This is a genomic window from Hwangdonia sp. (genome assembly GCF_048381975.1).
In the GTDB taxonomy this organism is placed as follows: Bacteria; Bacteroidota; Bacteroidia; order Flavobacteriales; family Flavobacteriaceae; genus Hwangdonia; species Hwangdonia seohaensis.
Genome location: NZ_JBLWYT010000006.1, coordinates 252,690 through 279,394, shown reverse-complemented (window position 1 = coordinate 279,394; position 26,705 = coordinate 252,690). Strand labels below are relative to the sequence as shown.

Here is a 26,705-nt window from a genome sequence, read left to right as displayed (position 1 = left end):
TTTGAAAGAAATAAAAAAGGGTTCTATATTTGCACCCGCATTCAGCGGATAGCTGATGAGGCACTCAAGGAGAAATGGCAGAGTGGTCGAATGCGGCAGTCTTGAAAACTGTTGAGGGTCACACCTCCGGGGGTTCGAATCCCTCTTTCTCCGCTGAAATAAAACCCTATCAATTGATTATCAATTAGTTAGGGTTTTTATTTTTATAATATCCCCACATAATCCCCGCTTTTTTTCATAATAAAAGGGGCATAAAAAAACCGCTACAAATTAATGTAACGGTCTCATCGCTATTAATTTAGGATCATTTTTAAGATGCCGTACCACTACCTAAATAAACGCTATTTGATACTCTTGAGCCATCAGCTTCTATGAATGCCATAAACAACTCTACAGTGTCCCCTGCATAAGATGACGGTATAATTAGTGTTTCTGTTCCAACTGTTCTATCAGCGCCTTCTAATTGTGAAATAGACTCCTTTTTTGATGGATTATAAACTAACAACATAGCTTCATCAGTTGGATTAGCATTGCCTTCTAAAGAATTATCATCCCAAGTAAAAGTTACTTGTCCTGGTGTTGCTAAATCTGTCCCCGGATTCAATACACCTGATAGATTTCCCCTACTCAACAGAGCTAAAGAATAATCAACTGTAAAATTGGGTGCAATTCCGATTACTGCGTTGTTTAACACATAAGACATAGCTGCATTAAACTGTGTCATTTTTACCGCATAGTTTTTATAACCTTTTTGCACAAATGCAAGATTAGGCTGTAAATACTCTAACGTAACAGTAAATTTGTTTCTTTGATTTACTTGTCCTTCTGTTCTTGGGTTAGCAACACTGGATGGTTTAATTCTTAAATAATCAATACCCTTCCAATTACCTCCAATAACATTTCCTACCTTTCCTGATAGACCTCCTAAAATTCCTTGGGCTATTTTCCCCATAACATATAACAATTTTTAATTAATACTCATTCGGACTTGGTACGGACTTCATAAGGATTTAATCCCTATTTATTCATACTATAAAATACGGTAATAATCTTCAGGCAAGTCTTTTAAAGTCTTTGAATACTTCCTTTTATACTCAATTATATTGTTATTCTAATAGCATATCAACAAATATTCTAAAAAACCCTTCAAATATTTTTTTTGAAAAAGAAAAAAAGAAAAAAGAAAGCCTTATAACTGTAGACGTGGATATACTGTCAAGTTTTTTGGAAAAAATATTGCGTTTGGAAAGGTTTATAAAATAAGAACCAAAACATAGGTGCAATATTATTTTCAAAACCCGGAGGGCTTGAACTTTATAGTATAATAGCAGTGGCTGAAGGCAGGCTACTAAATTTGCAATCTTTTTTATTTCACAATATTACTATTAAAATTAATACACATTCCAATTTACTAACTGATCTGGGTTGTTCCTAAACAAACCATAAAATTCTTTTCTAAAAATGTGTGTTAACGGTTCAACGTTATTAATATTATCTTGTTCTGCTAACCAATTATTATAAATTGGATTATTACCTAAAGACACATTTGCGCTAGCGGAAGGACTAGGACCTGTAATAATTTTAAACTCTCTACTAAAATCTTTAAATTCTTCATTTTCAAATACTATCAAGGATTTTGTTGACACTCTCAATTTGGTAAAAACTTTATGCTTATAATTATCTATAAAATATTGTTCATTTTCAATTTGAATTTGAATCCAATTATCATTAGGATTTAATTTTGCTTCTAATGTAAAACCTAGATTACTTAAAACTTTCAAAAAAAGTTCATAAGATTGAACTTTGTATTGTATATCACCAATATTGTTAATACCATAATTATTATGATAAAAACCAAAATCATTACCATTGTTAAATAATGTAGAAGTATTGAAGTTTAAATATTCAGCTTTTTCATTAGTTAAAATATTGACTACTAAATTTAAATTTGGAACTATATTATAAAGTGATGAGTCATTTGCATCATACTCACTTCTTTTAGTTGAACGTATTATATCTGAATAATTAATACTAGAGAAATTAAGTAATTGAATAATAAAGTTTTTTTGATTAAGTCTAGTATTATCATCATTATTTGAATCGAACACTCCAACTTCATTTAATTCAGCTGGAGTTAAAAAGAATTGCCACATATCACACCTTTGACCATGGAAATACGGGATTTTTGGTCTAACTTTTACATCTCCTATATTATTAGGTATTTCAATTGTATCACGTAAATATTGCATTGGAGGAAATGTACCAATAATATATTTTTTAAATGATTGTATATCTACATCCTCCAAATAAGGATGTATTTCCACAGGAGTCTCATGAGGTAAAATAAAATCATTTTCAATGAAATTATTGATGAAGTTTGTATTAGCATTTTCAATATTATTTAAATAATCATTTTCGTTTATGTTGTTATCAATTTTTCTTAAAACCATAAATTAATTTTTAAATAAGTTAGTAATCTCTTCTTTGTTATCAAGTATCAAATTGAAATTGAAAGTTTCATTTCTGCCATCAATATCATTTATTTCTTTGTATAAAAGCAATTTACCTGAAATCATAAATAAGTCTCTATTGGTAAACATTTCGTATTCCATTAAAGAGGACCATTCATCAATCTCGTAATTATTTGTTTTACTGTTTAATTTGAAGATAGACAAGTCGTCAAAACATACAATGTATTTTGAATCAAATGCCTCCATTTTAAAACACTTTTCTAATAACCCTCCTTTCTTATCGGTTACATAATTATAGAGATTAACATTTCTAAAGTCCTTGCTTTTATTTGAGTTTAAAAGGATAACATTATTCCCGGTGTATTCAACATAAATATGACCTAAAAAAACCTTTGAGGGATCATTTATTTTCATAATTAACAATTTGAATTTTAAGTGATTAAAACAATTATATAACAAACTTTTTTATAAAAAAAACGGTTTTTATTTTTTCGTTTTTTTTAAATAATGTTTCTTTTTTTTGTGATTTTTTATGTATAAGGGTTAATTAAAGCAGGTAATCTAAAAGGCGCGAGCCGACTGCGAGTTTAGCGAAGGTGGTGTGGCAATAGCACGTTGCCTTTTTGCATAAGTGCGTGCCACAGCTACGGTTTACCGCAAGAGTGGCGCATTTTTTGACCATTAAATAGCTAGACCTAATGTTTATTGAAATGCCGAATTATAAAATTTTAGGCAAGTGCATGGATTGAAGGAGGCAATGGAAGTTTTGGGAATAGTTTTCATTTAAGGTTTTGGCGTTTATTTGCCCTTGTTTGTATTTCGGATTTTAACGGCTTGAGAGAATGTTTGTTTTATGGATAATACGCCAAACCGTAATGTTAAAACTATTGAGTGGTGCTGGAATTGCCGACTGAATGAGATGCTCTTGCATGGTGTCAGCAAATAGGATAATCCGCAGTATTTACAAATGCTATTGGGTTTAAATAACTAAACTATTCATAATAGAGACGAATTCACTGCGGTTATCTTATTTGCCTTTAAAATGCTTCAAAAAATGTGACACTCTGGTTAGCCTGAAGCGACCCGCAGGCTCGCATCATATTAAGTAGCGGTTACCCCTTAATAGATATTTCCAGCACAACGTGCTGACCTTATTGGGATTTTAAGGGGTAAAAGTAGCTACGGGTGAGGAAGGAGAGAATGTGTGAAATAAAACAAATAAATTGCACCAACGAGGACGTGTCGCCGCAGTGGTGCAATTTATGGTATATGCAAGCTTTTGAAATGTGAATTTATTATTAGTTATGAGATTGCTTCACTACGTTCGCAATGACGTTTTAATAGCTGAATGGCTTGCAAATATGTTTTATGGAACTAAATGGAACGACTGACGAACACCTTATTACCTGCCCATACCGTACTTATAGTTTGATGTAATGTAATGAAACAATAATTTTAACACAGATCACTTTGATTCCTTAACTGTTCTTGCAAGAAATAAATATTACTTACTAATCCTTGAATCTGTTTCCGGGTTATTTTCTAACATTACAATATCATTATGAAATACAATTACTATTCTATTTTGATTTAGCTTTTTCATTAAATCAGTGGAAAGAAATAAAACACCTTCTTTAAATTCTTTTTCTTCTAGTGGAAATTTAGGATAATTAATAAAATCTAGTTTTATTGAAGGTTCAATTTGACCGCTTAAAACTATATCACAATCTGATACTGCTGCACTCAAATATATCTTTTTATCCTTAATAAAATTATTTTGAATTTCTTGAAGTTTAGAAATAACTTCTGCTTTAGCCCACAAATTTTTTGAATAACCTTTTTGCAAACCTATTGTAACTGTAGCAGTATATTTATTTGCCATAATACCATTTTTAGAGTGTTTCATTTTCAATTTTAATTACCTCTTCATTCAAATATTACTCCATCTATGTATTTGAGTTAAATGTATCAACAAAACCTTCATTAATAGGGTTTCTTGGTCTAATGCAAATAATTCTATATTGGCATCTTTTCCATATGTTTCTAAAAATTGTTTTAGATTTAACTTTAAACGATTATCTACCTCGTCAATAAGTTCGTATAATGATTTATTTTCGGTATTTATTTCTAAACGACTAAAAATAATTTGGGCTACTTCAGTATCGTTCATTCCTGTGGTGTCTGGTAAGTTAATCATTTTCACCTAATGCTAAATTGATATTTTTTAAGAAAGCTAACAGACTTAACAACTCTTTATTTTTAGGAGTTGCCAACAGAAGTACAATAGCTGTTTCGGTATTACACTTGTTATAAAACTGAAGCTTCTTAATGCGACTATTTACTTCTTGTTCTAAATCTTTAACTATAGATATTCTATCCCTACTTGGGTTTATAACACCAAAATCTTTTACTAATTTTTGCAGAAAATTTAAAGCATCTGGATTATTTAAAGGATCATCAATAGCCTTTTCAAACGATTCTTCTTCTAAATCATTAAAAAATGCTTCTATAAATTTTTTGGGTAAGCGATTATTAAACAACATATATTTTTTATTTAATTATTAATCCTGTTAATCATTATTAATTTGAATTGATATAGATTAGCTTTCCAACACCAAACTTTGCTATTTCACCATATACACTAATCGACTTTGAAGGTTTTCTATGATGGCTTCTTTTAGGAAATACCACTGATTCTTTTGGCAAGAAAATTGATTTCTTTTTAATTACAGCTCTTATATTGATTTCATTATTATTCTTAACCTCATCATTATAAAATGATGGTTTATAGGTGCGTTTTATTCTTTTTTCTTTTTTGATGTTATTTGTAAAGTCTCGTTTTTCTTGAGCTTTATTTATCTTAATTACTGTATTTGACTTTAACTGTAAAAGTGCTTCAATTTGATTTTGATGAACATGAGTACTTAACATAATTTTGATTCTAATAAGATGGAAATTAAAAAATATTTTATGGGTTGTTTCTGCAATAAATTTTGTGAATTACTAAACCTATAAGCTAACAGCAAATGACTTATAGTTAATTATTCTTTACATACGTTTTATTTCCATTAGAGTTAATATAATATTTACCACCACGTGAGCCTGTATGAATTACTCTATTAGAAGATATTGGCAGATTATAATTATAATTAGGAATACTATAGGTTGAAGTATTGTAACTAGAGGGCGTGTAGTTTACTTTTTTATACTGGGGTGTACTTGTAGAATAATAATATGCAGAAGGCTTATAATTACTGTATGAATATGTTTTTGACACATTTGCTCTTTCTCTAGCTGTTTTAGCTTTGTGCTGACTTACAGTTAGTAATTGCATATTAGATGGATCGTCAGAACCGCCTTGTGATAATGGTATAATGTGATCAATCTCATAACCATAAGGTGTGCTAGTGTACCCTCTTGAATTTAAAAAAGTTTTTTTGTTTGCTGCACTTCTAACTACTTTAGGCTTCCCTGTTGTACTATAATATTCTCCATAAATATATTCTGTACTTCCGATAGTATAAGTTGATTGAGCATTTGAAAATGTAAAAGCAATTAAAATTGCTAAAGCCGATAAGATGTTTTTGAAATTTTTCATTTTGATATAATTTTAAAGTTAAACTGATTTATTCGTTAATAGCGCTTTTATAAAAAGGTAACCCTTAAATTTTCTTTTCCTTCAAAAGTTATTTCATCATAAGATATATTTCCATACCAATTGCATTGATAAATGTCTAAAATCTCTTCACCAGATAATTCGAAATACAGCGCATATTCTCTTCCGCTATTATTGCCCTTAAACACAAACATAGATTGCTTGCAGTTACATCCATGGCATGTACTTGTAGACAAGGTTAATTTTGTGTCTCGAGAGCGTTTAAAAGCACGTAATTCCAATTTTATTGTTGAAATGAAATCTTTAGGCGATAGGTCTTGATACGTTTTATCGGCATCTAATAGCGGTAATATAGCATCCGCATTAAAATTTAGAATAGATTCAAGTATGAGGCTTACTTGTTTTGACTGCGCTTTTTTAGATTCTGTTTGAGTGATTATTTGTTTCATAATAATTTAGTTTTAAAAAAGTTATATTTATTATTTAATAGCAATAATTATAAAAAGTAACCCTAACAAATGTTAGGGTTTTTAATTAACTAATCAGAAGAAATATTTAATTCCAAGGATCTACTGTAGTGGTCGTGTTATAGTTTCCAAAATAATCGTAAGAACCAGTTGTAGTTCCAATTGATTGACCAGAACTATTAGTATAGTTCGTATTATCATACCCGAAATAATCTGTAGAAGTAGTGCTTTGTCCTGTAGATACACCATTAGAATTATAGTAATCTACATTGTAATTATTAAAATAATCTGTAGAACCTATAGAAGTACCTACAGAATAACCAGATGAGTCATAAGAAGTAGTAACCGTATTACCAAAGTAGTCTGTATTTGATGTAGAACTCCCGATATTAGATCCATTAGCGGCATAATAAGTTGTATTATCATAGCCAAAATAATCTCTAGATGTTGTACTGGTTGCTACAGTTGCTCCATAAGAATTTGAGTAAACAGTATTTATTTTACCAAAATAATCTACACTAGATGTTGAGTTTAAAGTTTGTGCAAAATTCGATGTAAGACCTAAAACGAAGATAGCTACTGTTGTGATAATTGTTTTCATAATAAAGATTTTAAAGTGTTTTTAATTTTTTTACACTTGTTAATAGCCTTATTCATGAAAGGTAACCCTTGAAGTAGAAATTATTTTAGAATATTTTATTCTAATAGGACAAAAGATGCCCAAAAATAAGGTTGATACTTCTCCATCATAATCTTTTGGGTTGCTCTAAATGACTCATTAATGCTTAACTTTTCTTCGAGAAGAAATTGATAAAAATATTTAAAGAATTCAGAAGTTTCTTTATCAGGAACTTTCCATAAACTCATTATTAATTTATTTGCTCCAGCAAGCTTGAAAGCTCTTTGCAATCCATTAATTCCCTCAAGATTAGAGACATCTCCTAGACCTGTGTCACAAGCACTTAAAACTATTAACTCAACTCCACTTAAATCCATAAATGAAATTTCTTCAGCTGTTAATACCCCATCATTATTTGAATCAACCAAACCATTATTATTCCAGTTTTTATTAGCTCCAGAAAGGATTAAACCAGAACGTAAAAGTGGATTTTTATGGCTTGCATAATGATTACCCATATTTACACTAGTTGAATCAGAGAAAAAGTATCCATGTGTAGCAACATGTATAACATTGTTCTTTATAGGGTCTATTGTTATTTCTTTTAAATTTGATTCCGTTACTTTATTTTGACTTAATATTAATGGATTTATGTTATTGTTTAAGGCAATTTTTTCAATGTCTTCAATTTCCTTTTTAGTTCCTGGTAAATAACTCCACATAGGAATCCCTGAATTTTCAATAGAATTAGACAATTGAAGACCTCTGGTTAAAATTGAGCTACTCGCTATTGATTTACTTTGATTTGCATCATAATCAATATCACCTATAAGGAATAAATTATCAACATTTTGTCGTGTTTCATTTTTTATTTTTGGAATATCAATTAATGAATTAATGACATGAAGCTTAATTTTTCTATTAAGTTTTTCTTCTAATTTAATAGAAAATGCACTAAAATTAATTAGGTTAGATTTTCCTGATGGGATTATATAAAAAGTATTTATTAAATCACCATTCACTGTTTTGTTTTTAAAAATATCATTAATAATATAATCGAAAAACGCTGAATTAATATTATTTGCCTTTTGTAAATTATAATGATCATCTAAATCAATAATCGGAGAAATAATACTTGATTCTTTTATATTAAAATTTATCGCATAATCTTCTTCTTCTTCTAAATTGTATTTATACGACATCAGATTAATAACCATTTCGTTTTCATCAATAGATTCATAAATATCCTGAAAACTAACATCACATAAACCTTTAACATCAATTGATCTAGAACTAATAAGTTTCGTTTTTATTTGCCCAATTTCTTCTTCTAATATACTGCTAGGGTTCTTGTTAAACTCATTTTCTAACTTTGCAAGCTTAACAGCGTCTGGGTTTTCCAGAATCTTTAATTTCTGTATTTCCAAATTAATTTTAGCAAAATAATCTAATCTTGTTTTATATAAATTTGATATTATTACTGCATTCCCACTTAATTTAGAATTAAATAATTCTCCGTAGTTATGAGATAAAATAAATCTTAAAACATCATCATGTGTTAACTTATCAGTTTTATTATCGTTTGAACTAAAAAAAGATTTGTTACAGATACCGTCTATAACCATATCTGATAAAGGCAGTAAATATTCTAAAAGTTTTTCTCTTTCATTATTTCGTATGTATAAATCTGCAATAAGATATAACTCATTAATATTTAAAGATTTTATATTGGTTATTGATTTTTCATATACATTAAGATATTCTCTTGCCAGTTTTTCATTTCCTGAAAGACTATACATATTTATTAAGAAAGGGTATAAATAACTTGTGTCTAAACCCTTGTATTCCATAGCTTTTTCATAAGAACTAATAGCTTCGGGATAATTTTCTAAACAATTATAGATATTAGCCAATGTAACATTGTAACTAAATTCCTTTAAAGCTATAGCGTTAGGAGTATTAATTTCAGAAAAAATTAAAATATTATTGTTTTCTACAAATTTGATTGCTTCATCACATTTATTCATTTGAAAGAGAATATTTAAATACCCAATCATGAAATCTATTCTTGTAAGATCACTTTCAGCGTCATTAATTAAATACAAATATTTTTCAGTTATAGAAATAGCTTTATTTAGGCGTCCAGTTGATCGCAGGTGCTCTTGATAGTTTAAAATAAACTGAAAGAAATACTCATTATAATCTTTATCTTCTATTAATGCTTCTTCTTGGCCAGAAATGCGTTCTAACAGCCAATCATATTCATAATTTACATTTATATGTTGTTTAAGCCCAGAATAAGAACTTATTCTTGTAGCAGATAAGCGGAATAATGATTCGTAGTTTTCATTGAATCTAAATTTTCTCATATGTTCAAGTGATGCTTCAAACATCTCGTTATAATTCAAGCAATCCAAATAACTGAATTTAATATCTTCACAAATTTTTTCACCTTCACAATTTACTTTATCTAAAAGACTCACAGCTTTTTCTAGTATTTTCAACCCTTTTTTATGATTTAGTTGATTTAATCGAATACTATATTGACTGTAAAGAATTCCTAGATACTCTTTAGAACTCTCTCCAAAAAGTTGCTTGATAATTGTTTCTCTTAAAAGAGATACTTTATAAGCTTCATTATAATCGAATAAGTCAAGGTTAATAATGCTCTGATAAGACATTAATTCTTGTTCGTACTCAACCGATATTTCACCGTATAGATACTTTGTTAATTCTGTATTTTTAAACGCATAAAACTTTGATTTTTCATAGTTCCCATCAAAATCAAAATACATTTTCAGCTTATGCAAGACAAAATAAAATCTTTCTAAATTTATTTGAATCGTATTAGGATAATCATTATCATTTAAAACATCTAGTATTTTTCCTTCGTATAATTCCTGTCGTTTATGATCTTTTGTTATTATACTAGCAACTACTAAATCACCGATTACGGAATACATAATTTGGTTTTCTAGAGGATCTGTAGTATCGATGATTGATAATAATTCTTCACCAACAGTAATTAGCTTTATAGCATTGGCAACATCTTTTATATTATAGTTTATGTTCTTATAGTAATATAGATTTAACCAGTGAAGAGCTTGAAAATGCGCGTACTTGCTATAGCGAACATCAGTCTCTTGAATAGACTTAATGTCGAGATAAATTTTTTCTGCTTTTTGCATATTGTTTGTATATGCATATGCCTTCCCGTACTCTACATTTATCGTGTCGTTTATTGATCTTTTGAAATCTATTAATTTTTTAGCAGTGTTTCTAGCACTTAAAGAATCTATATTTTTTTCAGAAACCAATATACGCTCAATAAGAAATGTTTTATTTAGAGCTGTAGATTTAAAACTTATAAACTTTTGAGGAATATCTTGTATTTCAATGATTTTCGAATAAGCTGATTTAGCTTTTAAGTCCTCTTTTTTATCAAAATAATACTCACCTAAAAAATATGAAGAATAGGCAGTAACATCAATATTCGGATTGGGTAATAAATTATTTAGTGAATCTGCTTTAATTAAAAACTGTTCAGCATCTAAATCATTATAATAATAAAGAACACCTTTTGCATTATTATAAGCTGCTAATGATTCAACACTTATTTCCTTTTTATTAGTTTGAAAAATACTATCTATTCTTCGGCTTAACAATAGTGAATTCCCATTTTCAGGTTTCTTCAACTCTTCATAGAACTCAAACAGCAACCTATTAACGTCATCACTTTTTTTTGTTTCTTGACTATTTCCTGTTAAAAAAGAAGAAAACACAAAGCATATAATTAAATACCAAGTTCTATCCATATTTCTTCAGCTTTATCCTTTAATTCCATATTGTAATAAGCAATGGCTTGTATTCTTTTAGAACGCTTTTGTTTTTGAATATTTACGGGTAACTCTTTAATCTTACCAAGGGCAGCTTCAGGATTATCTAGTAAATCATAGACACAAGCAAGATTTATATAACTGTTGTAATAATTAGGATCTAATGCAATACTTTTTTCAAAAGCTTTTTGTGCTGCAAGTAATGAAGTTTTAATAATTTCTTGTGATTCCATATTATTACTTCTAGTTTGTTTTTCTAAAATTAATCTGCTTTTTTCTTCTATTTGTAGTGGGTATGAAAAACGTTCTGGATTTAAGTAAGCTGATCTACTTACTGGGTATAAGCTTAACGCTCTCAAGGTATAATAAACTCCAATATTATTATAATTTTCTCTAGACGGAAAGTGCCTATTAATGGTTTCAAATTTTTCAATAGCTAGGTCATATTTTCCATTTTTTCCTGCCAAAACTCCTTGCTGAAAAATAACATAAAGTTGTGCTATCTTTTGTTGTGCTTTAGAATTGATAGCTATTCTTTCTGCTTTAGTTGGATACCCCTCAACACTACTACCAATATTATACGAAGTATATATTTTATCTAGTAGTTCTTCATAAATGGAAAAAGGATTATAACCAGCAATGGTTGCATAAAACAATCCACTTAAATCTGCTTGTGTTTCAATCGCGATTTTTTCAGATTTAGATTGGTGTTTTAGTTTACTACTTAAGTCTTTATTTTCATTTCGCATTGCAAAGGCAAAATCACTACAAAAAGTATGATCGCTGTAATAATGTGCTAACTCGTGACTTAAAACCGTAGCCATTGCATCTGCACCATACTTATTTAACGATTTACAAATAACAATAAACTTTTTGTCGATAACAATACGAGCATCTGGTTTTGCATAATATATTGCAGGTGAAGAGAGTGGATTTTCACTAAAAATTAATTGAGGTGCACTCTTGGGACTTCCATAAGCTAAAACAAGTTTATCAAAAATCTCTTTTACTTTATTTTCATCATTTTTAACATTTTGAGAAAATGCTAATTGAGATATACAAAAGAGACTTATTAAAAGGGAATTGAATTTATTCATTTTCAAAGAGTATTTGTTGAAGTTTTTCAATGGTCTCTGGGTCATTAAGTTTATGTAATTTCTTAAAGCTTTTAGAAATTTCTATTTCATAGAAATCATTATCTATATTAAAATATAATTGATTATGTTCAATTTCTATTAATTTAATGATATTTGGAGTGTCTGTAAGTATTAGTCTTAATTTTTTGTTTAAAAAAGAATAAGAGTTAACAGTAAGCTTATTTACATTAGATTGATCTGCTAATGTCGCTTTGTTATAATCAACTATTTGTATAGTAATCGAAGTTTCTTCTTGGTCCTCGACAAAACCAAGGCCATTTCCTCTAATAATTATTTTTTCTGTCGTGCTAACAAATTGACTATTGTCGAAATCATAACTATTATTAAACAACAAGTTATATCCTACTGTTACCATTATTCCAACAAGAGAAGCAGCGACAAGGAATTTTATATAACCAAAGCTCTTTTTCTTTGAATTAGCATCTTTGTCCCAATTTTTAAAATCTTTTCTTAAATCATCTCGCGATTTTTTTTTTAGTGCAGTGCCTACAATATTATCAGGTATTAGAGCATCTGCATTTTCATTTTCAATTAACGACTCAATTAAAGATTGTCTTCCTGGTTTTATTGAAGATTTAGGAAGCTGTTCAATAAATTTCTTATTGGTTTTGAATAGAGGATTTGCTTTTATTTTTTCTAATAACGAAGCATCTAGAATCATGTCTTTTTCATATTCTGCTACTTCCATAAAAAAAAGATCTTGCCAATAGTCTATTTGCTCTCTAGTTTCATTTTGATTAATAAGTTTTTTATTAGTTAAATCGGTTTCAATACTCTCACTAGTTGCAAATACTTGCACAATCTTTAACCAATTATAATCTGTCTCTTGATTAAAAGTGAGTGTATAAGTGTTTTTTGCTATGTCTGTTATGGTTGTCATTTATAATTTTACTAGTTGTAAGGCAATATCTTTTAATCTTTTTTGGCATTTTGCTTTTCCACTTTTAGCGCCACCGGAATCTTTAAACGAAAATTTATTCGCTATTTCCTCAAAAGAAGCTTTTTGATACCAGAACATCATTAAAATTTCAGCACAATTTCCCCCTTTCTCTTTCATGATTTCAAAAGCTTTCTGAATTGCTTTTTCATAAGGAGTTTCGGTCGGTATTTCTTCAAAGGTATCGGTTACTTGATTATCATAATCCTTATTTTCTAAATCCTGATCTGTTGTTTTAAAAAGTTTTTTTTCTTTTTTAAATTCGTTAAGTGCTATATTCCTACAAACGGAATTAAGATATACCTGAATTGATGATGTTAATTCAAAATTTGAATCTTTAGATTTTTCATACAAGACAATAACCGCATCATTAAAAATGGTAAACATCTTTGTATCGTCCAAATTATTCGAGCCAAAACACTTAACCATAAACCCAAAGCATTTGGGTTTACATTCTAAATAAATGTCTTTTAATTTATCTTTATTATGTCTTAATTCGTAAAGTTCGTTACGTTTCATTTATCCTTTTAAATCAATTTGGTTGATAATATAAAGATAAAAGAATTAATTTCAAGACAACTTTTTTATTTAGTATACAACAATCTTTATCAGTTTATAATTGAATTAAGCTCTGATACTATTTGACTTTTAGTACTATAGTTAATGAATTTAGGCGTTGCATTTGCACTTTCATTAATCCACTTGCTCCAGAAGTATTTAAGTTTGTTTATTTGCATCAAATCGTTGGGATATTTACTTTTAATTCCAGAAATAACCCAATTTGCATTTACATTTATTTTAATAGGTATAATGCCATAATTTTTCTCTTTTACATCTTCTTTCCAGTTTTTCATATTTAAGGTATTGATGAATTTTGTACTTGTGTATTGGTTTCCTATTTTCATTACATGATTGTTGTTTTCAAAATCCAAATAACCATCAGTCAGAATAATGATTGTATTCTCATAGTTTGGAAACGTCATATTTTCTTTGTTTTCATTCATAAAAGCCCATAAATCTACACCTGCATAATCTGAACTTTTGTTACCATAAAGTGCTTCACTTTCTAATTTCTGAAGAATTTCAGAAAATTGTTTATCTAATTGATTAAGCCTATTATTTTTATCTTTTATGCTAATTTGATCTAATCTCAATTGCAGTGCGTTTTCAAAATAATCAATATTTAAAGGGCTATTATTTTGTGGAATTATTTTTACAATAAATCTATCTTTTGAGGTAATTATTAAGTTCTGCTTTGCTTTTTGCTTAAATTTAGAAAACATAACTTTTATTTGCTCTATATCATAGGATAGTTGGTTGGGATTTAAAACACGATCGCTTAAATCTAATATTATTGTATAATTAATTGGATCTCGTTTTATTGTTTCTGCATTTGCAACTGAAGATGCAAAGGAAAAAATATAGATAAGAATTGCTAAATATATTGAATTTTTCATTTTAATGTGTTTTTAGAATTATTTATTAATTTACTGATGGTAATATTTTGAAGTTTTCCTCCATGAAAAGCTTATAAGCATCGTTACATTCTCTTTTTTGGTTTTCATAATCTAATGATCCGTTTAGGAATTGAATCCAACCTATGTAAAAACTATTTAAACTTTGAGAAAGTATTTCTGGGTTTATCATTGTATCGTTTAGTCTTTTGTTAAGAAGTTCAATTTTACTTTCTAACATTTTTACTTTGGATTCAAGCGCAACAATATCTTCTTCATATTTATTAATACTTAAGTTGATTTCTTTAATTTCCTTTTTGATTAAGTTTATATTACGAAGCGCAATTTTCTTGGGGTTCTTCTTTATCTTTTCTTCAATCATTAGCTGATATACATAACCAAAAACCAAGTACGCTAAATATCCAAAAGCAAGGACTAAATAAAAGTTTTCACTAGCCCAGAATATCCAATCCTCTTCTGCTATACCTGATAATACTTTTATCTCATGAATTGAATTATCTATCTTATAAGCTAATAATGCATCTACTGCTAAAGTACCTATTAAAAAAAGTGTGATTTTTAAATTTTTGTACTTGCCTTTGATGGTATGAGGGATGATTCCGAGTGCAAAAAACAGGAATGAACCTAGGTAAACCATTATTAAATTAGGAGAAGGGTTTATGATCCCTTTCATATCAAATATAGAACCTAATACCATTGCTAAATCATCACCAGAAGTTTCAATTAATAAGCCTGCACTTCTAAAAAATGCAGAGTAAATAGCTGACGCATAAAAGAACAATAAGTAGAGGGATAAAGCAACAGTTAAGCCCACATACAAATAATAGTTTGTGCTTTGGTATCCTGTCTCTAGCATTTCGTTATCTAGATCGTTTTCTACTTGTGAAATATTACTTAAAAGGTCTGATTTCTCTTGTTTTTTATTTGGAATTTGAACATCTTCGATAACTTTCTTATCAGCAATTACATTCTGTTTTTCTTCCTTTTTATCCTCTATTTGAGACTCAATATCTTTTCGTTTTTCGTTGGTTTCTTGCTCGCTATAATTTTCGTCGACTATATAGCCATCTTTAATCCAACGAAGATGCGTTATAAAAGCTGTTGCATCTCCGCTATTTAATCCTGACCTTTTATGACCGTAATCAGAAAAGCTTTTTACTGTAGTAACATTTTTTTGATTTGTAGTAATAACATCTTCTTTATTAGATGTATTGTTGGTGATTTTTTTTAATAAGGTTTCCATAAATTAGACTGTTTTAAATTATTTACAGTAGTTAATAGAGAAACTATAAAAAGGTAACCCTGCAAAAAATAATTATTATTGATATTAAAACTATAATTATATAGCAATCTTCAATAAATATTTGGTTACTCGATTAAGATGACACTTAATAAAATTGGCTTAATTCTATTGTTTTGAGAAATGGAAATTTTGATTGATTAAGAGACCCCTCGACTGCGTTCGGGGTGACATTGAAAATAAAGTATTGCTTGCAGATATGTTTTGTGAAACTAAATGGAACGACTGACGAACTCCTTATTACCTGCCCTTCCTAAATTTTAATGAATTAATTATCTGTATCTAATAAGTTCTGAACCTGCTCTTCTATATCTAATTTTATAAACTCCCATTCTTTATCTCTATAACAATTGGGGGTTAAATCGTCTTCTGCTATTGAAAAATCTAAACAAGCTTCTAATAGCTCTTGTCTTGTTGAACCATAAGGATTTCTTTGTTCATAGAAATCTAACATTTCCTCTAAAGAGAATACATCAAGAAGTTCATGAATGTCCCAGAAGTCTTTTTTACGACCACCATTTGCAATAACTTCAAATTTCATTGCTGCAATTTCTTCATTTGATGCTAGACGTACACTGCTTTCTGTTAATAGTGGAAATACAAAATTTTCATTTGTATAATAGATGTCTAACTTAATTGCATTGTCTGGATTTTCTCCAACAAAATATGATCTACCAAATACGACTTCACCAACAGAAGATGTATCAACATAAGGAAATAATTCATTTAAAATTTCTTCTAAACGATCAAAGTCTACACTCCCATATTCAGCATCAGTGAATAAATCAATATCAATGGATTCTCTATGACCTTGTTGTAAACTTAATGATGTGCCACCAACTAAACGAAAGTTATCAAACTCTTCGATGGACATTAATGTTGTTAAGGATTCCCAAAGAAGGTCGGAAACGGTATTGAGATGTAAGGGCATTTAAATATTAAATAAGGTTATAAGCTTCTGCATTCTTTTGGAATGTAGATAAACGTGAGTGTTTAATAGACTTCGCTATTTTGGTAACCATTGCCTTACCGTAGAATTTTATGATTTCGTTGATTTCCTTATCGTTCCCTCTTTCTAAAATTCTTTTGATAATAGCTCGTTTATTTTTATTCCAATCGATTTTATCAAAGGTAGTATCCCAAAACAATACTTTTCTAATGTTATTTAGATTAGGTGTTCTTTTAAGGTTTTCATCCAATTTGCTTTTTACTTCATAACCAGCTTGCAACATCATAAAATAATCATCTTCTGTATGGAAGTAATCTGCCAGTTTAATAGACAACTCTGGATTGATACCTCTTTTTTGATTTATGATAGCGCTAATGGTTTGCTTATGCTCATTAATAGACATAGCCAATTGAGAGCTTTTTATATTATTACGCTTTATCTCACGCCTTAATATAAGCCCTGGGTGTATTCCTTTTATTTTAGCTATTTTAGGTAACATTGTTTGTATTCTAATACAAATATATGATAAATACTATAGTAAACAATATTGTTTACTATTTTTTAACAATCACTGTACTTTATAATAGATTATTATATTTCTGCTTAATTAAGAACATTAAATAATCTATATCTGTGTTTTTATTCCATTTTATGACATAAACATTCCCTTTAGTGCCACTCTTCCATTCCCATGAACGTTCAGCAGCTATACCTTTTGGGTCATCTATATCAAAGTAATTCTTTGACTTTGTACCATCTACATTTAGGTTTCCTCTAGGAATATCAATTGGAATAGATGTTTTTCTAAAATGAAAATAGGCAATTGCTTTATTGTTAGCTGTTAAACTTATATAGTGCTTTTTTGGGTTTATTTCAATATTGTCTAAAACAGTTAATCGTTGTTTTAATTCATCCCACATTTCCCCCATTTCGCTATTAGTTTTATTTAGATGATATTCTTCATCAAAAACTTTCACTTCCTTATTCACACTACTAATTACATTTTGAGTTTTTTGATTGGATAAAGAATCTATACTTTCTTTAGAGGTTGATTGATGCTTATTAAGAATAATTACACCATTCGTAAATCTTTTTATTTCATAAAGTTCAAAAGGAAGGTTTTTAAAATTAACACTATCCTTTTGGTAGGAATTAAAAGATGGCGAGACAAAAATAATCTTTGACTGGCTCCAATCTACATCTTCAACCCGTAACACTTTATTAAAATGTTGTGATAGTTCTAATAAAAAATCAGATTTGTTATTCAACAATAACTGTAAATAGGTATAACCTTGATCTATCACAGAGTAGCTGCTTCCTTTCTTGTACTCTATAATAACAAAGGAATTATTATCAGAATCATAGCATAATGAGTCAATACGGTATTTATCTACAGTAAATTCTGTTTTAACAAATTCAAGGTTAAACAATTCCTGTGTATTAGTTTCAATTAAGTCTTGTATATCTTTTTCTAACTTAAAAGGTTTTGAAGTAATACTTTCTAATTTGTTATTCTTTACATTATATAATTCCATTTTTTCTATTTAATTTAATATTAAGGTCTAGAAATACCGTTTATAAATGTGTTTAATCATTATAATTGCCCTCCTACACCTTTATACTTATCAATAAAAGCCGATATTTTTTGAAATACACTTTGCTTTATTTTTAGGTATTGCGGATTTAAAGGGCTCATTTTAGGTAAAATACCATTTAGCTCTGTACCATTTTCACTAGCATATTCACGTTTTAAAGAAGTTAAAATATATCGTTTTGCTGCTTCTTCATTTAAATTTTCAACTGTAATTAATTCGGAAGCTTCTGTTTTCTGTTTTCCTTGTGCATAAGTAAAGAACGCATCTATAATAGTTGCTTTTTCTTTTATATCATCCAAATTTGTATCATTTATAAAATCTACTATCAAACCTTCTTTTGCCCTATTACCAATACTTGCTCGAATTACACGTCTTATTTCTTCTACTAGCTCTTCCTTGTTTTTAGATTTCTTATTATTCTCAAAAATTAACTCAAGTATGTAATCTAAATTTATTTCTTGCGATTTCAATAAATCTACTTCAAACACCACATCATCCCAATCAATATCAGACTCTTCGGCTTCTTTACCTTTTCGCTCTTGTCTTAACCAATCACGAATATCATTGTAAGTAGAGCGATAATCCTGGATAGTTCGTTCTGCCGGCAACTCAATTTCTTTCATAACAGCTATATCTTCGTCTGTTACAAAGTGTGTTTCTTTAAATGCTTCAACAGCTTCTGGGTCGTTTATGTCAATACTTTGTAATTCTTTTAGATTGTTAAATTCATCGTAGTTTTGAAGTATGTTTTCTACACGTAAATATTCACCAAAGAGTTTTGAAAACTCCTTTTTATCTTTTTCTGTTATAATTTGGTCAGGGTATGGGAACTTTTCATTCAATTCTTTTACCACCTCAACATAACCACGACGTGCTTTTCCTGTTGCAATATCAGTAAACCCATCTAGGTATTCTTTATAGCTTTTCTCTAATACCACATTTCTTGTACTACTATCACCAAAAAGTGTGATTGAATCTATAGTGGCTTGCTCTAAATCTCTAAATGTTACAATATTACCAAAAGTCTTTGTAGCATTGTATATACGGTTAGTACGTGAAAACGCTTGCATTAGACCGTGATAACGCAAGTTTTTATCTACAAACAAGGTGTTTAGTGTTGGCGCATCAAAACCTGTTAAGAACATCCCGACCACAATAAGCAAATCTACTTCTTTAGTCTTCACTCGTTTCGCTAGGTCGCGATAATAATTCTGAAACTCCTTACTATCAACCCCATAATTTGTTTTAAACATGTTGTTATAGTCATCAATAGCTGCTGTTAAAAACTCTTTTGCGCTCAAATCCATTGCTGCTGGCTCAAAGGATTCATCTACTATTTCACCTATAGCACTTTGTTCCTCATTGGCAGCAAAAGAAAATATAGTAGCTATTTTTAATGGTTTATCACTATCCTTTTGAAGGGTGTTTAATTCTTCGTAATAGCATTTAGCTGCATCTACGCTACTAACTGCAAACATGGCATTAAAACCACTATTACTGCCTTTTGTTCGGTGTGTTTTTTGCCTGTAATGCTTTAATATGTACCTCGAAATTTCATTAATACGAACAGGATGCAGTAATGCTTTTTTGTTTTCTGCTGCACTTAATTTTTTTTCGTCTAACTCTGTTTCTATATTTCTAAATTTCGGTCTTACATCGTTATAATCTACTTTGAATTTTAATACTTTTTCGTCTCTAATAGCATCCGTAATAACATAGGAATGTAATTCGCGACCAAATACACTTGCTGTAGTTTCTGAACCTAACGCATTTTCAGGGAATATAGGCGTACCCGTAAACCCGAATTGGTAATACTTTTTAAATTTCTTTTGAAGATTTTTTTGAGCCTCACCAAATTGAGAGCGATGTGCTTCGTCAAAAATAAAGACTACTTGTTTTTGATAGATAGCTAAATCATTTTCTCCTTTGATTAAATTATTCAATTTCTGAATGGTGGTAACAATAATCTTATTATCCTCTTTATCTATATTTCTTTTTAAACCTGCTGTACTATCAGAACCGTTTACACTATCTGGTGAGAAACGTTGATACTCTTTCATGGTTTGAAAATCAAGATCTTTCCTGTCAACAACAAAAAACACTTTATCAATAAAGTCTAATTTAGTTGCTAGTCTTGCTGCTTTAAAACTTGTAAGCGTTTTACCAGATCCGGTAGTATGCCATATATACCCACCACTTTCTGTAGTAGCCCAATTTTTTGCTTGAAAAGAACTCGCTATTTTCCATAACATGCGCTCTGTGGCAGCAATTTGATAAGGCCTCATAATTAAAAGCGTATCACTTACATCAAAAACCGAATAGTTAAGCAGTATATTTAATAAGGTGTGTTTTTGAAAAAATGTTGCTGTAAAATCTTTTAAATCTTTGATAAGCGTATTGTCCGCCTTTGCCCAATTCATAGTAAAATCGTAACTATTTTTATCACGTTGTACTGTGTTAGCAAAATAACGACTATCTGTACCATTTGAAATTATAAACATCTGTAGGTACTTAAATAGTGAGTTATCTGTATTAAAACTCTCTTTGGTATAGCGATGTACTTGGTTAAATGCCTCACGAATAGCTACACCTCTCTTTTTTAATTCTATTTGTACTAATGGTAAGCCATTTACTAAAATTGTAACATCGTAACGGTTTGCATCTGTGCCTTTTTGTTTGAATTGCGAAATGACTTGTACTTTGTTGCGAGCTATGTTTTTTTTATCTACCAGATAGATGTTTTGGATATGCCCATCATCAAACACAAAATCGTAGATATAATTATCATGTAGCTTTCTTGTTTTATCTGTAAGGTTATCACTTGGTCTATCTAGGTATTCTATAATAAAACGCTGCCATTCGCTATCTGTAAAATGCACATCATTAAGATCTTGCAAATGTGTGCGTACATTAGCCAACATACGCTCCTGACTGGTTAATTGAGGAATAAATTCGTAACCTTGATTTATTAAATCTTGAATTAATTCCTTTTCTAAATCTGCCTCTGTTTGATAACCGGCAGGTGTCTCATTTAGTTCTGAAAACTTTTTGTAGTTATCTAAAACAATAAAATTGTTACTTTCTGCTATGGTTTTGTATGTGCTCATATATTTATACTTCTACAGTAGCTTTAGGAAAAGTTAATAGCTTGGTTCTATAATACTCGTATTGTTTTTTACGCAGCTCTATTTCTTTAGGTAAACCTTCGCTTATGGATGTTGTATATGTATCGAATTTATCAAGGATATTTACAATGCGTTGTTGTTCTTTTTCTGAAGGTACTGGGATTTTAATCTTTGCCAAATTATCAGCGTTTACACGTCTAACTTTAGCACCAGTTATAAACTTTCTTTTTTGCTTATGAAATTGTTCTGTTTGGAAAAAATAGGCGACATACTTTGGATTTAAATTATGTCTATAAAAACAAGCGTCACTACTTACTGCTATTTCTTCATTCCCTAACCAAGCAACAGCTTTACATAAATCCTCATCGGTTTCACTTGTGGTTGCTATTACTAAATCACCATATTTTGCTATTCTAGCTTTTTTAGCAAATTCTTCTGAAACAAATGATTTAGTTTTACTCGCATAAGTACCATAGTGTGTATAGACTTGACCATAGTGTATACAACCAACTCCTGATTCTCTAAAATCTTTTTTTTGTAATCCACCTCCTCTAATAAATTCGCCTAAACTTTCATCTCCCATAGGCAAAAGTTTAACTTCTGTTTCCTCAAAAGTTAGCAATTGTTCACGGTAATATTCGTATTGTTTTTTACGTGTAGTAAGTTCTGTAGTAAGTTCTGTAGTAAGTTCTGTAAAGGTATCTAAAATACGAACTATTTCTTTTTGGATTTTGAGTGATTTTTCTGGATTATCTGGACATGGGATTGGGATTTGTAGTTTTTTAATTACATCCGATTTTAATGCAGGTATGCCTGCACCAAATTGAAAGTTCATAAGAATACTCTGTTTATTTTTAACAAAATAAAAAACATATTTATTCTCAACTACACCTACATTAGGATTCAAATAATAACAATGTGCATTTGCCCAAAATTTTCTTTTGATAAATTGAACAAAACCAGCCGAAGCACCTCCTTGACTTATTATGGTAGTATTTTCATCAACATTAAATTTATTTGTAAATCCAGAATAATTAGTCCCACCATTATAAGCAGGATAATCTCCTAATTCTGTAAGTTCAGTTTTATTTAATTGCTTTCCCTTTAAAACACTACAAACTCTCTCTAAAGGTTTGTATTCAACCTCAACACCTTCCAATAATTTATCTAATAGGCTCATGTCTTAATTTTCTATTTCAGCAACAATGTTATCAATATCGGCACGTAGTTTATCAATTTTTTTTACAGTAGCTGCTACTTCTTTATTTAGCTCTTCAATATCTATTTTTTCGCGTGTGTCTTTAGCTTCTACATAAGAACTCACAGAAAGGTTGTAATCGTTTTTGGCAATTTTGCTATTGTCTACAGATTTTGCTATGTGTTTTTTATCTTCTTTGCTGTCAAATAGTTGCATTACTTTTTCTATATGCTCATCATACAACACATTGTTATTGGTTTCTTTTTTGAAGAAATCTTCTCCACTAGCATCAATGAACTGTGTTTTGGTATCGGTTTTACTTTTCGAAAGCACTAATAATGTTACTGCTATACTCGTACCATAAAATAAATTAGGTGCTAAATTGATGATGGTTTCTACATAGTTATTATCTACCAAATATTTTCTAATTTTTTGTTCAGCACCACCACGATAAAAAATACCAGGAAAACACACTAATGCCGCTCTACCTTTGCTAGATAAATAGCTTAATGAATGTAGTACAAATGCAAAATCTGCTTTAGATTTTGGTGCTAATACACCAGCAGGGGCAAAACGGTCGTCGTTAATTAACGTAGGGTCGTCACTACCTTTCCATTTTATAGAATATGGTGGATTAGAAACAATAGCATCAAATGGTTTATCATCGCCTAATTGAGGATTCATTAAGGTATTACCTAACACGATATGAAACTTATCGTAGTTTACGTTATGTAAAAACATGTTCATACGTGCCAAGTTATAGGTAGTATGATTTATTTCTTGACCAAAGAATCCTTCTTCTATAATATGGTTATCAAAGTGTTTTTTAGCTTGCAAGAGTAATGAACCAGAACCCGCAGCAGGGTCGTATATTTTATTGATTTTATCTTGCTTGTGCATTGCCAATTGTGCAATGAGTTGCGATACGTTTGTTGGGGTAAAAAACTCACCACCAGACTTACCTGCATTGGCAGCGTATTTATGAATTAGAAACTCATAAGCATCACCAAAAAAATCTATTTTACTGTCTTTAAAATCGCCCTCAAGTTTTAAACCTGCCACACCTTTTAACACATCTGCTAATCGGCTGTTTTTATTTTCAACGGTGTTACCTAGTCGGTTACTTGTGGTATCAAAATCAGCGAATAAGCCTTTTATATCCTCCTCTGATGGATAGCCATTTGCAGAACTTTCTATTGCTGTGAATATTGCAGCTAAATCTGTATTTAGGTTTTCGTTATCATTTGCATTTTTAACTACATTAACAAAAAGCTGACTAGGATAAATAAAATAGCCTTTTGTTTTAATGGCGTCGTCTTTTATTTCTGGTGTTATTACATCGTCTGATAGATTTGCATAATTAATACTATCATCACCTGCTTCAATATACTCGGTAAAATTTTCACTAATAAAACGGTAGAAAAGGGTTCCTAACACGAAATGTTTAAAATCCCACCCGTCTACAGAACCACGTACATCGTTGGCTATTTTCCATATTTGATTTTGTAATTCGGCTCTTTGTGCTGTGCTTGTCATTTATTGATTTTATGATGTTTTGTTCCAATGTCTGGAACTTGATTTAAGTTCTGTGGTTTTTAAGTCATTCTAATTGTTAAAAATATAAATCTAATTGACTTTAACCTAACTGAAAACCATAATTTAAATGAGTAGGTTTGCAGATTGCAATGATTGCAAGGTTTGCAAATTATTTTTGCTTTATGTAGTAACCTGATTTAGGCTTTGTTAGATAACCAGCCTTTTCTAATTTGGCAAGGTGGTAATCTACAGTTCTGGCTTGAATGTTTAATGTTGTGCCAAGTGTTATGGCTTGTTTTCTTTCAAACTCTTTTGGCAATTGCTTGTAGAAATTCATTTTTGGATCATTGGGTTTAAATTGTATACTTCCTTCTTGATTGGGTAAGTTTTTATAAACCAATAAACTGTGTTGCAGGTATATGTCTGCTAAAATTAATGCATTATTAAAATCTTCATCAGTACATTGTAAATCTACATCCTGCATTTGATATTCAAACTTTCGCATTGCTGTAAAAATCATGCATAATCGATATACTATTAAACCTAATCGTTTTACAACACTTATAGCATCTTGACTTACTAAATTGTAGATTCTAAATAAATATTCGTCGAATAAGGGATTGAATTTATCCCATTGTTCATCTGATAGATGTATTGTTGTTGGTGCATTTTCTAAAAACCTAACCATTCTGTATACATAATCTGATAGGTTATTAAAATGCTCTGTTAAGTTTACTGGATTAGATTTTGGTGATGGGTCCATCCACACTGGATTAGAAGCAAATACATAAAATATAAATCTACTGAACAAACCATCTTCAGCAGATTGGATGATATTTAAAATTTGATTTGGTGTACCTGATAATACAACAGATAATCTTGGATTATCAATTTCAAAATATTCATTATTAGTTTTACGTGATATTGATATTTTTTCATGATGGTATGCTTTTCTTAATAAATCTGAATAAGATCCCCAATCATTTTTAAAGGTTTGTCCTAAAGTATCTGCTTCCGTTTCGCAAATAATACCAAAGCCTTCATTATCTTCTAAATGCTTAATAATTTTAGCATTGCTTGTATTTGCAGGAATAAATACTACATTAAATGGTGGTTGTTCAGGTGGTTCCGGTGGTTGTTCTCCTTTTTTGAGGTATTTTTTAGCATGTTTATGTACATCCATTTCTTTGTTAAATTCCTTTTCGGCTTCTCTGGAATCTGACATAACTGCTTGATGGTATTTATCAGCTAACATTTTAGCAAAAGTTAATGCACCTTTTCCTGATGCTGATGGAGCTAACAAAAAAGAAAACAAATTAGGGAATACTACTTTACCTCCATACAGTCCTGTGACATTTGTTAAACATCCCGATATTATTGAAAGTGCTCCTGTAAGAAAAACATCTTTTTCTCTATTGTCTTTTAGTACTTCAATGCCTTTTTTAAATAATTCAGGGAGATTATTTAAAACACTTTCAGGAATACTTGGTGTAGAAGTTAGAAGTGATAGACTATCTATACTTTGTTTTTTTTCAGATTTAAAAGTTTCTTCATTTGTACGATTTGCAAACTTTGCAAACTTTGCGAAATCTTGAAAGTTATTTTTATATGCACTTTTTACAGAACTCTTTATTTCATCTTCATTTAGGTCGAAATTAGTAATACAAAAATTTAAAGTATCTGTTTCTTGAACACCAAATCTGCAAGCATTAGAAGCAAATAAGTACATAAAATTATTTCTGTTGCCTTCAAAATATTGCACCTTTTGTTCTGTGAATTTCAAGCAACGATCTAATAGTTCATCTATAGATAATTGGTTGTCATTAGCTTCGGAATACTTTTTATTAGTTTCTACTTCTTCAATGGTTATAAACTCTACTTCAAAAATATCTGCATCCTCTTTTATGAAACACTTTTCATCATAAGAAATAAAACATAAGCGACAGATATCGCTTCCAGAGGTATCAATATCAATCTTTAAGGCTTGTTCATAATAGTCTACAACTTGATTATAGGCTTCTTTATGATGTTCTTGATTTGTGTTTACTTTTACGATTATCTTAATTCCGCAACCACTTGGACTTATAAATGATGCATAGGTATAAGGCGCTATATGTGATAAGTTGACTATAGTCTGAAGTTGTGAATCTGAAAGTTTATCAATATCTAAAATAACATATTGACTATAGGTTTCAATTTTATCTATACTTCTACCATTGGTGAAAGTTCCTGTAACTGTAAAAGCTAATAATTGCTTTTTTAGTTGGTCTGCTTCATCTTTATTGTCATTATTAATATTGGTTCGTATAGCTTCTATATTAGTTTTATAAGCACCACTTTTGATATCATTTAGAATTTCTATTAGGGGTTTATCTTCAACTTTGTTTACAAAGTTTTTAAATACTGAAATGTTTGGCATCTTGT

At 29.7% G+C, this 26,705-nt stretch carries 23 protein-coding genes and 1 tRNA gene; 1 reads left to right on the top strand and 23 read right to left on the bottom strand.

Annotation, left to right across the window (positions count from 1 at the left end; genetic code table 11):
- Positions 1 to 68: 68 nt before the first annotated feature.
- Positions 69 to 153, top strand: a tRNA-Ser gene (locus ACN5J7_RS12595).
- A 157-nt stretch (positions 154 to 310) separates the two neighbouring features.
- On the opposite strand, the gene ACN5J7_RS12590 is transcribed toward ACN5J7_RS12595, so the two are convergent.
- The 23 genes from ACN5J7_RS12590 to ACN5J7_RS12480 form a co-directional block, all read right to left on the bottom strand.
- On the bottom strand, positions 311 to 952 hold the full coding sequence (locus ACN5J7_RS12590; RefSeq protein ID WP_418604168.1) for a DUF6266 family protein: 642 nt from the start codon (positions 950 to 952) through the stop codon (positions 311 to 313).
- Between the two features lie 439 nt (positions 953 to 1,391).
- Complete coding sequence (locus tag ACN5J7_RS12585; protein ID WP_418604167.1) at positions 1,392 to 2,450, bottom strand: hypothetical protein; 1,059 nt, start codon at positions 2,448 to 2,450, stop codon at positions 1,392 to 1,394.
- 3 nt (positions 2,451 to 2,453) lie between these two features.
- Entirely contained in the window at positions 2,454 to 2,885 is a 432-nt protein-coding gene (locus ACN5J7_RS12580) for a hypothetical protein (protein WP_418604166.1), read from the bottom strand.
- 1,090 nt (positions 2,886 to 3,975) lie between these two features.
- Entirely contained in the window at positions 3,976 to 4,377 is a 402-nt protein-coding gene (locus ACN5J7_RS12575) for a hypothetical protein (RefSeq protein WP_418604165.1), read from the bottom strand.
- Positions 4,378 to 4,401: 24 nt separating this feature from the next.
- Complete coding sequence (locus tag ACN5J7_RS12570) at positions 4,402 to 4,668, bottom strand: hypothetical protein (protein ID WP_418604164.1); 267 nt, start codon at positions 4,666 to 4,668, stop codon at positions 4,402 to 4,404.
- Complete coding sequence (locus tag ACN5J7_RS12565) at positions 4,661 to 5,014, bottom strand: hypothetical protein (RefSeq protein WP_418604163.1); 354 nt, start codon at positions 5,012 to 5,014, stop codon at positions 4,661 to 4,663. The genes ACN5J7_RS12570 and ACN5J7_RS12565 overlap by 8 nt, the downstream gene beginning before the upstream one ends.
- A 37-nt stretch (positions 5,015 to 5,051) precedes the next feature.
- A complete protein-coding gene (locus ACN5J7_RS12560; RefSeq protein WP_418604162.1) occupies positions 5,052 to 5,402 on the bottom strand; it encodes a hypothetical protein in 351 nt (116 codons plus the stop codon).
- Between the two features lie 106 nt (positions 5,403 to 5,508).
- On the bottom strand, positions 5,509 to 6,069 hold the full coding sequence (locus tag ACN5J7_RS12555) for an HNH endonuclease (protein ID WP_418604161.1): 561 nt from the start codon (positions 6,067 to 6,069) through the stop codon (positions 5,509 to 5,511).
- Between the two features lie 47 nt (positions 6,070 to 6,116).
- A complete protein-coding gene (locus ACN5J7_RS12550) occupies positions 6,117 to 6,536 on the bottom strand; it encodes a hypothetical protein (protein WP_418604160.1) in 420 nt (139 codons plus the stop codon).
- A gap of 106 nt (positions 6,537 to 6,642) precedes the next feature.
- Positions 6,643 to 7,155, bottom strand: a complete 513-nt coding sequence (locus ACN5J7_RS12545; protein WP_418604159.1) for a hypothetical protein — start codon at positions 7,153 to 7,155, stop codon at positions 6,643 to 6,645.
- 95 nt (positions 7,156 to 7,250) lie between these two features.
- Positions 7,251 to 10,988, bottom strand: coding sequence for a CHAT domain-containing protein (locus ACN5J7_RS12540; RefSeq protein WP_418604158.1), 3,738 nt, complete (start codon positions 10,986 to 10,988; stop codon positions 7,251 to 7,253).
- Positions 10,967 to 12,106 (bottom strand): tetratricopeptide repeat protein, encoded by a 1,140-nt coding sequence (locus tag ACN5J7_RS12535; protein WP_418604157.1) that lies wholly within the window; start codon positions 12,104 to 12,106, stop codon positions 10,967 to 10,969. The genes ACN5J7_RS12540 and ACN5J7_RS12535 overlap by 22 nt, the downstream gene beginning before the upstream one ends.
- Positions 12,099 to 13,046, bottom strand: coding sequence for a hypothetical protein (locus ACN5J7_RS12530; RefSeq protein ID WP_418604156.1), 948 nt, complete (start codon positions 13,044 to 13,046; stop codon positions 12,099 to 12,101). Before ACN5J7_RS12530 ends, ACN5J7_RS12535 begins: the two co-directional genes overlap by 8 nt.
- On the bottom strand, positions 13,047 to 13,622 hold the full coding sequence (locus ACN5J7_RS12525; protein ID WP_418604155.1) for a sigma-70 family RNA polymerase sigma factor: 576 nt from the start codon (positions 13,620 to 13,622) through the stop codon (positions 13,047 to 13,049). It abuts the gene before it with no gap.
- 89 nt (positions 13,623 to 13,711) lie between these two features.
- Positions 13,712 to 14,560, bottom strand: coding sequence for a hypothetical protein (locus ACN5J7_RS12520; protein ID WP_418604154.1), 849 nt, complete (start codon positions 14,558 to 14,560; stop codon positions 13,712 to 13,714).
- A gap of 25 nt (positions 14,561 to 14,585) precedes the next feature.
- Positions 14,586 to 15,821: a hypothetical protein gene (locus ACN5J7_RS12515; RefSeq protein ID WP_418604153.1), complete on the bottom strand. Its 1,236-nt coding sequence runs from the start codon at positions 15,819 to 15,821 to the stop codon at positions 14,586 to 14,588.
- 325 nt (positions 15,822 to 16,146) lie between these two features.
- A complete protein-coding gene (locus tag ACN5J7_RS12510) occupies positions 16,147 to 16,752 on the bottom strand; it encodes a nucleotidyl transferase AbiEii/AbiGii toxin family protein (RefSeq protein ID WP_418604152.1) in 606 nt (201 codons plus the stop codon).
- Positions 16,753 to 16,816: 64 nt separating this feature from the next.
- Positions 16,817 to 17,326, bottom strand: a complete 510-nt coding sequence (locus ACN5J7_RS12505) for a HigA family addiction module antitoxin (RefSeq protein ID WP_418604151.1) — start codon at positions 17,324 to 17,326, stop codon at positions 16,817 to 16,819.
- A 79-nt stretch (positions 17,327 to 17,405) separates the two neighbouring features.
- Positions 17,406 to 18,362: a hypothetical protein gene (locus ACN5J7_RS12500; RefSeq protein ID WP_418604150.1), complete on the bottom strand. Its 957-nt coding sequence runs from the start codon at positions 18,360 to 18,362 to the stop codon at positions 17,406 to 17,408.
- 59 nt (positions 18,363 to 18,421) lie between these two features.
- Complete coding sequence (locus ACN5J7_RS12495) at positions 18,422 to 21,529, bottom strand: type I restriction endonuclease subunit R (protein ID WP_418604149.1); 3,108 nt, start codon at positions 21,527 to 21,529, stop codon at positions 18,422 to 18,424.
- Positions 21,530 to 21,533: 4 nt separating this feature from the next.
- Positions 21,534 to 22,727 (bottom strand): restriction endonuclease subunit S, encoded by a 1,194-nt coding sequence (locus ACN5J7_RS12490; RefSeq protein ID WP_418604148.1) that lies wholly within the window; start codon positions 22,725 to 22,727, stop codon positions 21,534 to 21,536.
- 3 nt (positions 22,728 to 22,730) lie between these two features.
- Positions 22,731 to 24,281, bottom strand: a complete 1,551-nt coding sequence (locus tag ACN5J7_RS12485; protein ID WP_418604147.1) for a type I restriction-modification system subunit M — start codon at positions 24,279 to 24,281, stop codon at positions 22,731 to 22,733.
- A gap of 169 nt (positions 24,282 to 24,450) precedes the next feature.
- Positions 24,451 to 26,700 (bottom strand): DUF3987 domain-containing protein, encoded by a 2,250-nt coding sequence (locus ACN5J7_RS12480; RefSeq protein ID WP_418604146.1) that lies wholly within the window; start codon positions 26,698 to 26,700, stop codon positions 24,451 to 24,453.
- Positions 26,701 to 26,705: the final 5 nt, after the last annotated feature.

What these genes read in the sequence shown, in the direction of transcription:
- ACN5J7_RS12540 (WP_418604158.1), bottom strand. Translation starts at nt 10,988, where the DNA reads ATGGATAGAACTTGGTATTTAATTATATGCTTTGTGTTTTCTTCTTTT.
- ACN5J7_RS12580 (WP_418604166.1), bottom strand. Translation starts at nt 2,885, where the DNA reads ATGAAAATAAATGATCCCTCAAAGGTTTTTTTAGGTCATATTTATGTT.
- ACN5J7_RS12565 (WP_418604163.1), bottom strand. Translation starts at nt 5,014, where the DNA reads ATGTTGTTTAATAATCGCTTACCCAAAAAATTTATAGAAGCATTTTTT.
- ACN5J7_RS12515 (WP_418604153.1), bottom strand. Translation starts at nt 15,821, where the DNA reads ATGGAAACCTTATTAAAAAAAATCACCAACAATACATCTAATAAAGAA.
- ACN5J7_RS12510 (WP_418604152.1), bottom strand. Translation starts at nt 16,752, where the DNA reads ATGTCCATCGAAGAGTTTGATAACTTTCGTTTAGTTGGTGGCACATCA.
- ACN5J7_RS12545 (WP_418604159.1), bottom strand. Translation starts at nt 7,155, where the DNA reads ATGAAAACAATTATCACAACAGTAGCTATCTTCGTTTTAGGTCTTACA.
- ACN5J7_RS12585 (WP_418604167.1), bottom strand. Translation starts at nt 2,450, where the DNA reads ATGGTTTTAAGAAAAATTGATAACAACATAAACGAAAATGATTATTTA.
- ACN5J7_RS12570 (WP_418604164.1), bottom strand. Translation starts at nt 4,668, where the DNA reads ATGATTAACTTACCAGACACCACAGGAATGAACGATACTGAAGTAGCC.
- ACN5J7_RS12520 (WP_418604154.1), bottom strand. Translation starts at nt 14,560, where the DNA reads ATGAAAAATTCAATATATTTAGCAATTCTTATCTATATTTTTTCCTTT.
- ACN5J7_RS12500 (WP_418604150.1), bottom strand. Translation starts at nt 18,362, where the DNA reads ATGGAATTATATAATGTAAAGAATAACAAATTAGAAAGTATTACTTCA.
- ACN5J7_RS12530 (WP_418604156.1), bottom strand. Translation starts at nt 13,046, where the DNA reads ATGACAACCATAACAGACATAGCAAAAAACACTTATACACTCACTTTT.
- ACN5J7_RS12485 (WP_418604147.1), bottom strand. Translation starts at nt 24,281, where the DNA reads ATGACAAGCACAGCACAAAGAGCCGAATTACAAAATCAAATATGGAAA.
- ACN5J7_RS12575 (WP_418604165.1), bottom strand. Translation starts at nt 4,377, where the DNA reads ATGAAACACTCTAAAAATGGTATTATGGCAAATAAATATACTGCTACA.
- ACN5J7_RS12490 (WP_418604148.1), bottom strand. Translation starts at nt 22,727, where the DNA reads ATGAGCCTATTAGATAAATTATTGGAAGGTGTTGAGGTTGAATACAAA.
- ACN5J7_RS12525 (WP_418604155.1), bottom strand. Translation starts at nt 13,622, where the DNA reads ATGAAACGTAACGAACTTTACGAATTAAGACATAATAAAGATAAATTA.
- ACN5J7_RS12505 (WP_418604151.1), bottom strand. Translation starts at nt 17,326, where the DNA reads ATGTTACCTAAAATAGCTAAAATAAAAGGAATACACCCAGGGCTTATA.
- ACN5J7_RS12560 (WP_418604162.1), bottom strand. Translation starts at nt 5,402, where the DNA reads ATGTTAAGTACTCATGTTCATCAAAATCAAATTGAAGCACTTTTACAG.
- ACN5J7_RS12535 (WP_418604157.1), bottom strand. Translation starts at nt 12,106, where the DNA reads ATGAATAAATTCAATTCCCTTTTAATAAGTCTCTTTTGTATATCTCAA.
- ACN5J7_RS12495 (WP_418604149.1), bottom strand. Translation starts at nt 21,529, where the DNA reads ATGAGCACATACAAAACCATAGCAGAAAGTAACAATTTTATTGTTTTA.
- ACN5J7_RS12555 (WP_418604161.1), bottom strand. Translation starts at nt 6,069, where the DNA reads ATGAAAAATTTCAAAAACATCTTATCGGCTTTAGCAATTTTAATTGCT.
- ACN5J7_RS12550 (WP_418604160.1), bottom strand. Translation starts at nt 6,536, where the DNA reads ATGAAACAAATAATCACTCAAACAGAATCTAAAAAAGCGCAGTCAAAA.
- ACN5J7_RS12590 (WP_418604168.1), bottom strand. Translation starts at nt 952, where the DNA reads ATGGGGAAAATAGCCCAAGGAATTTTAGGAGGTCTATCAGGAAAGGTA.
- ACN5J7_RS12480 (WP_418604146.1), bottom strand. Translation starts at nt 26,700, where the DNA reads ATGCCAAACATTTCAGTATTTAAAAACTTTGTAAACAAAGTTGAAGAT.